The sequence below is a fragment of the bacterium genome (assembly GCA_037131655.1).
Lineage (GTDB): Bacteria > Armatimonadota > Fimbriimonadia > Fimbriimonadales > JBAXQP01 > JBAXQP01.
The window spans coordinates 1-6,901 of record JBAXQP010000149.1; the positions used below are offsets into that span (position 1 = coordinate 1).

Below are 6,901 nucleotides of genomic sequence, written 5' to 3' on the forward strand. Positions count from 1 at the left end.
CACCTGAAGTATTCAAACCTACAAACAAAAAGATGGGAAGGTAGCGATAGCTCCCCTCATGTGCGGTTGCTCCAACTTGCACCGAACCGTTTATTGCCCCAGCAATCGCCCGAGTGCTTGAAAACACCGCTCCCCATGTCATACCCTCAAGCCGTTCGCCATCAGCCCACTTTAAGAGTGGAATATCCTGTTCACTGACACGAATCAGAGCGATATTGAGAAGTTCATCGATCGCATAGACATCCGCATCAACGATACGGCCATCTGAAAGGATAGCGGTCAGTTTTTGAGCGCCCAAAACTTCATTCGCTGGCACTAACACAAGCGGCCAGTTCTCAACTGCAGCTACTGCAAAGCCCAAGCAGTTTCGATAAGTTGGCTGAACAGCTAAAAAAGGACCTGGTTGAGTTAGTTGGTTGGATTTGAGAGGCTTGGCAGGGATTTCCGCAATCAATCTGACAACAGATTTAGCAACCCGATTCAGCACCTCCTGGTTCGGCTGATTGCCTTTAGCCATTTGAAGAAGTTGCTGTGATATACCATAGCCTGCAACACAAGCTGAGCAGGCGATTATGGTCACGATAAGCTTAATTAGACCAGATGATCTCACTACCATCACGCTCCCGCGCACCATTTTCGCCAGAAGCGTCGTCATTCACATTAATCTCGGTTACCTTATTGTCCAATGGCTGAGCATTAGGCGAGGTGGTAAAACCAGAGGCGCTTGCCTTGTTGACCTTATCTAGCGGAGAACTGCCTGCATTTGCATTTCGTTCGGGAACATCCCGATTGACCTTTGGCTGAGCATCTCCATTAGTACTGGAGGGATTGCTCACGCCATTATCGACAGTATAGTCGTGATTGCGATTATGATTCTTTACGGTTACCGTCGGGTTAACAGTTGATGGTAAAAAGTCTAAAGGAGTTGCTCGAACAACTTTCGGCGCCGGCGTTGGGCTTATGGCGACGATATTGGTAGGAGTTGGGCCTACGGCAAAGCGCAGCAGTACAAACACCAAGACACCAAATGCAACAGGGGCTAAAGGCCACAAAACGTGGCTAGCCCTGCGATTCTGGCGATTATTAAGATACACCGGTGTATCAAGACGATTTCGAAGTGATTCCCATGACACCGAACAATTCGGCTTGGCTACTTGACGAACTTCTTCGATCCAATCGCTCATGCGATAGTAACTTTCAATCTCTGCGGCGCATTTCATGCAGCTTTGCGCATGTCTCTCGATAAACCACACGAGAATGGTGTTGAGTTCGTTCTCAGTATATGACGGGATCAAGGGACGTATTACGCGACAAGTCATAACGACGATTCCTCCCCAAGTAATGGCGCTAATCGATCTCGCAAGGCGCGTCTGGCTCGGAGCACTCGCAGCTTGGCTCCTCCAACTGTGCAATTCAGTGTTTCAGCAATTAACTGGTAGTCCTGTTCTTCAAAATCACGTAAGATCAGCACTGTTCGGTGATGAATTGGAAGCGCTTGAAGGGCAAGATGAACAGCTCGCGCTCGGCGATCGCCTTCAAGTGAATGAAGGGGATCAGTACTGTGATCTTCGGTCATCCATGTTAAGCCATCGGTTGCTTGCTGCTGAAGTAGTTGGCTACGACGCGATCTCATTCGAGCGCGGTCGGTGCATAAGTTAGCGGCGATCCGCATTATCCAAGTGGTAAATCGACACTCTTCACGAAAACGATGAAGACTCTCGAAGGCGCGGACAAAGCTCTCTTGAGTGAGGTCATCTGCGTCATCTTGTCTTCCGCCCATCTGATAGATAAAGCGATAAACAGTAGCTCGATGGCGCACAAATAACGCCTCGAACGCTGCCATATCACCCCTACGAGCATGAGCGACGAGTAACTCATCTTCAGGCTCATAAGGTCGATCAAGCTTGGCTTTTGTTAACGTGACAGCTCTGGCTTCCACAGGTTGCGTTTCCTTGCGATGAAATAGATCTGAAAACATTGACGCCTTTACCTACTACAGGTTACGAACAAACTACTTTAATTGTACAACACATTTCATTATTCGGCAATACGCAACTTGGCTTAGACAAGCGCTAACTCATCTTAATACTACCCTAAGTGGTCTCAAAAGTAAGTTCCTGGTAGTCCTTCCAGTTTATTTAGACCAAGCTCATCCCAACAAAGTTCCGACCATTTTAATACGGGGTTTTTGGGGAAAGGCGTTAGGTGAGAGGTGATCGAGGCACATGGCATTCCTCACAATGACAAAGAAATTCGATGTTTAGCTACCGAAGCATCGAATTTCTTTGTAGGAGCAGTCCTAACCAAAGTTAGTGAGATGACAATTCTATTGAATGGCAGTTTCGCCTTCGTCACCAGTTCGGATGCGAAAGGCATTCAGAATCGGGATGAGAAAGATCTTGCCGTCGCCAATCTCTCCGGTTCGCGCTACATTCATAATGGCTTCAGCAACTGCCTGCGCGCGGTCGTCGGTGACAACGACTTCAATCTTAACCTTGGGAAGAAGGTTAATCGTATATTGCGATCCGCGATAGGTTTGAGTAACGCCATGCTGACGACCAGCTCCACGCACCTCGGTGATTGTCACCCCTGTGACACCCATTTCATCTAATTTTGTTTTTATATCGTCCAATTTCTGCGGACGAACCATAGCTTCAACCTTTACCATTCCAGCCTCCGGTAAACCGTTGCTTAGTGCATATTCCTATAGGTTGTACCCTGATTCACATAATGTTGTCAGGGATACCTACTTGATTTATAGACCTTTGTTGAAACAAAATTTCAAAAAGATGCGAGAATAAAGAAGGATTTTTGCAAGAAACATCCAATAGTATGATTGGTGAACAAAAGGATAGGTATAAGCAATAAGATTCCCTATCCCGATTCTCAATTGTTTAACCAAAAAGAGAGGTCAAGATGAAAATCATCCGTTTCAGTAAAAGTCAAAGCCGTTGCCATCAGAATGGCGTTCAAATGAGAACCGGCAAGTTTCAATGGCATGCAAGATTTAGCGCCTTAATTGTGGCAATCATGCTCATGCTGATTATCGGGACTGCTAATTCCGAAGAAGTTGTCAAACGGTCCGCTGATGATGCAGCGAGTCTACTGCCCGCCAACTCCTGGCTGGTAGTGACTATCGATACGGCTGCTTCACCGGAAAGCGCTACAGTGCTCAACCGTATTGGTGAAGCCCTTAAACGCGAAGGACTTGACAAAAAAATAGCCGAGGGTTTTAGCGAAGGTCTCGAAGACCCTACTTTTTTCAAAGAACTGTGCCCATTTTTCAAGAACAGCATTGCTTTCGGAATGTGGGGAGAGGCGAAAAAGGATCCTTCCTTTGCTTTTATAGCGACCGTATCAGATCCGACTGGAGTTGAAACCTTTCTCAAGAAAAAAGGGATAGCTCAACAAGAAGGCGGAGGAACGATTTATAAGTTTAAAGCTTTAAATTCCTATATCGCTCTAGCCGGAAATTATCTAATACTTGCCAGCAAACCCGGCGTTTTTACTTCATTAACACGAGTTTTTGAAGGTAGCGACAAATCGGTTGTCGATTCACCTCAATTCTGTGAAGTTCGAAATGGCATGCCAAAAGACGCCTCAGTCTCGGTCTTTCTTGGCGGATCAATTTTTGAGATGATGGGCGAGCTTTCCAAATCTGATCAGGCGGCTGCATGGATGTCCAAACAATTTCACTGGATGGGTTATGCATATACTCTTAAAGATGATGGGGTTCGGATGAAGGGGCTGGTCACATTCGGCTCACCCAACTTCAATCCCTACGCGTCTGTCAAAGAAATGCCACCGCTCAAACTGGAAACTCTAAACAAACTTCCGAGTGGGGCATTCGGATTTTTCAGCATCTCCAAGCCTAGCTTGTACTGGACAGACATGGCAAGAGCGCTTGCAAAAGATCCAATGACGCTAAAATCGTCTCTAGAAGAAGTCAGCAAGTTTGAGAAGACAACCGGAATGAACTTGCTTCAAGACGTTATGCCGGCATTTAATGGCGAAGCTTATGCCGCGATCTATCCGGGACCTAAACCTGATTTCATCCCTGATATGCTGGTTGTTATGGGAACAGAAAACGATGCCAAACCCGGCAAGCTTGTGCCGATTATTGTCAATTCCATTCAAACAAAACGCCTTCAAAAATGGATGGGCACAAAGATTTACATGGCTGCCTTTAAGAAAGGCGGCACAACCATTTACAAGTTAAACGGACCTGTAAAAGCCACAAAAATAAATCCTGTAATTGATGATTTATTACCACCTGGTATTCAGAAAGCGATGTTCTTAGCTCAGTTAGGCGATTCGCTTGTAATGAGCACTTCACTAACGCTAATTGCACAAACGCTCACGCTCCAAGCCGATAAATCCCTTGCACATGACCCAGAGATTAAGAAAATGCTGGCGATGATGATGCAAGACTCGCAGGAAGTGGGGCTAATTGATATGCGCGCCATATTTAACGAGATATTCAAACAATCCGGCCTATTGACCAGTGATACGACCAAAACGCCTACTGACCCATATCTTATCAAAATGGCTGAGTTTGCAAGGAAATTTACTGCTTCATTTACAGGGCCGTTTATCATTAGCGGGCGCATCGATACGGGCTTTAAAGTCAGCGAAGGGGTTTTCCCATTCGATTGGGAAACGAATATCAGCGCATTGGGGACAGCAATCTTTGCGAACCCAAGTCCACCAGAACCTACAGCCCCTCCAATCATCAACTAATCCCCTACACCTCAGAGCAAGGGATTTCTACTCTAAAAGCATTAAGGCCGTGCGAGAAACGCACGGCCTTAATTACTTATTCAAACTACTGCCCAACGGTCAGGGAAGCAGACAAAGGTCGTATCATAACAGGGGGACGGCCCCATTTGCGCACATACTGGAAAGCAGGAACTAAGTTGTATGGGATCATCCCTGACACATGCTCTTCGTCAAACGAGTAGGCTTTCTTCTGGACAGCTTCCGCTCTATCCGGTAATTTCGCTTTTTGCAAAATCGAGGCGGAGGCAATATATACCCACGCGCGGTTCGAACCTAGCTTTAACGCTCCATCAATGTACTTGACCGCTTCTTTAATTTCATTATTAGTAGCAAGGGTCAACGCCTGGCCGATAAGCGCATCGGCTGAGTTCTCCCGGGTCGTCACTGCTATCTGGAAATAGGACTTAGCGTTAATGATAAGGTCTGTATAACCTTCAATATGCATATCACGCAAATTCTCATAGCCGCGCTGTATATAGAGTTCAACCATAGCAGGCTCTTGGAACACTGCTGATCGGAAAGCTTCTCTGGCCCTATCCCAATCTCCCATCTCCCCATAAGCGACCATCTGGTAGTAATAAACTTCGGGATAGGTGAAATTATCGTTGATCAAGCTTGTGGTTAAGGCGATGACTGAAGGCCAATTGTGTTTCTGACAAGCTAAGTATGCCTGAGCCAGTTTGATGACGGGATTACTGCCATTTATTTTGGCTGCGGCTTGGATTTCTTTGTCAGCAACCGCTTCGTCGCCTTCCAAAGCGCCTACCACTGCCAGTACAGAATGGGTGTACTCGTCATCAATCCCTCGCTTAACCATTTGATTCGCTATTCGAGAGGCATCGGTGACTTTCCCACTACAAAGATAAGCATAGGAAAGTCGGTTGAAGTTGAGGGTATCTTTTGGGTTCTTGAGCGTTAAATCTTTCAGCGGTTGCCAAGTTAATGAATAATTGCCCACCATCCACTCCAACTCGAATAATCGCGAAGGGTCTTTATCGGTCTTGGCGGCTTCAATTTGGATATCAAGTTGCTTCTGTCGGCTCTTAACCGCTTTGATAAACTTATCTTTTTCTTCGTCTTTGCTTTTGGCATTAAAAGCATCGCGAAGAAGCACTTGAGTCATAAGTTCGATGGCTTCAATGTTTTTCGGCTCAGAGAAAAGCGCTTGCTCTAAGTTTAGACGAGCATCCGGAATATTGCCTTTGCCAAATTGAGCGCGCGCCAATAAAAGTAGCGCTGGAACATAACCTTCTTGAACCTTCAGAGCACAACGGGCTGAAAGAATAGCCTCATCCCACTTCGATTCGTGCAATAAATCACTTGTTGCTCCGAGAAAATAATCCATACCCTTTGAGATATCGTTATCAATCTTTATGTTGTATAGGAATTTCTCAGAAAGGCCGTCATCGGTATTAACTGCAACCGTTAAGACGTGATCGCCTTCTTTTTCGGCAACCGTATCCCAGTTGTACTCGTAAGGAGTACTCTGGTCCACGTAACGCACATCATCATCAACATAGAAAGTAACGCTTATCACCGTTAAGTTGGTTACAACGGTAGTGCTAAGGTTCACGACACCTTTAACGGTGCTCTTATCCTGAAAGTTTATTTCCAGTTTGGGCTTGACGGCAAAAGCTGTCAAGCAAATGACCAACAGGCCAATTAAAGCCAAAATTCTGTACGAAGACATTAAAGATCATCCTCTCATACAAGGTTTATTGATACGAGTATCTCTGCAACATCCTGATTATGATGCATGCTAGTACATTCCACTCGAACGTACTTATAAGATTACCCGCAACTAAAGACGAATAAGGGCGCGTGATGTTAGCACAAGTGTGGAATTAATACTTATAATGAAGAGCGGAATGTCGGCTTTCAATAGATTTCAAGTTCGGTGAAGTTCATCTTATTTCATCTTCAACTCTACTGAAAGATACTTGGGATCGATGTCCCTGGTGCGTTAAGTCTATTGAAATCGATGTCCCTGAGCAGACTATTCGAGTGTTCCTGCAACATGACCAAAGCGCTACCTGGAATTGTCCCGAGTGCGATAAGATCGTCACTTCCCTCTGTGTCAACATGTATGAAACAGCCATCTCTGTCTAATTAGTGTAGAGGG

At 45.7% G+C, this 6,901-nt stretch carries 6 protein-coding genes; 1 reads left to right on the forward strand and 5 read right to left on the reverse strand.

Going from position 1 to position 6,901, the window contains the following annotated elements:
• The 4 genes from WCO51_07995 to WCO51_08010 all read right to left on the reverse strand — a co-directional run.
• Window positions 1–610, reverse strand: a 610-nt coding sequence (locus WCO51_07995; protein ID MEI6513200.1) for a S1C family serine protease, incomplete at its 3' end; no start/stop codon positions are given.
• Window positions 588–1,319 carry a hypothetical protein gene (locus WCO51_08000; protein ID MEI6513201.1) on the reverse strand — a complete coding sequence of 244 codons (732 nt, stop codon included), beginning with the start codon at window positions 1,317–1,319 and terminating at the stop codon, window positions 588–590. The genes WCO51_08000 and WCO51_07995, both read right to left, overlap by 23 nt.
• A complete protein-coding gene (locus tag WCO51_08005) occupies window positions 1,316–1,978 on the reverse strand; it encodes a sigma-70 family RNA polymerase sigma factor (protein MEI6513202.1) in 663 nt (220 codons plus the stop codon). Before WCO51_08005 ends, WCO51_08000 begins: the two co-directional genes overlap by 4 nt.
• Before the next feature lie 348 nt (window positions 1,979–2,326).
• The gene (locus tag WCO51_08010) at window positions 2,327–2,668 is read right to left on the reverse strand and encodes a P-II family nitrogen regulator (protein ID MEI6513203.1); all 342 of its coding nucleotides are present in this window, start codon (window positions 2,666–2,668) and stop codon (window positions 2,327–2,329) included.
• Between the two features lie 248 nt (window positions 2,669–2,916).
• Here WCO51_08010 and WCO51_08015 point away from each other — a divergent pair, with 248 nt between their 5' ends.
• A complete protein-coding gene (locus WCO51_08015; protein MEI6513204.1) occupies window positions 2,917–4,740 on the forward strand; it encodes a DUF3352 domain-containing protein in 1,824 nt (607 codons plus the stop codon).
• Between the two features lie 85 nt (window positions 4,741–4,825).
• Here WCO51_08015 and WCO51_08020 read toward each other — a convergent pair whose 3' ends face one another.
• Complete coding sequence (locus WCO51_08020) at window positions 4,826–6,469, reverse strand: Ig-like domain-containing protein (protein MEI6513205.1); 1,644 nt, start codon at window positions 6,467–6,469, stop codon at window positions 4,826–4,828.
• Window positions 6,470–6,901 lie beyond the last annotated feature (432 nt).

Coding starts and splice junctions, on each gene's coding strand:
- WCO51_08000 (MEI6513201.1), bottom strand. CDS start 1,319: ATGACTTGTCGCGTAATACGTCCCTTGATCCCGTCATATACTGAGAAC.
- WCO51_08005 (MEI6513202.1), bottom strand. CDS start 1,978: ATGTTTTCAGATCTATTTCATCGCAAGGAAACGCAACCTGTGGAAGCC.
- WCO51_08010 (MEI6513203.1), bottom strand. CDS start 2,668: ATGGTAAAGGTTGAAGCTATGGTTCGTCCGCAGAAATTGGACGATATA.
- WCO51_08015 (MEI6513204.1), top strand. CDS start 2,917: ATGAAAATCATCCGTTTCAGTAAAAGTCAAAGCCGTTGCCATCAGAAT.
- WCO51_08020 (MEI6513205.1), bottom strand. CDS start 6,469: ATGTCTTCGTACAGAATTTTGGCTTTAATTGGCCTGTTGGTCATTTGC.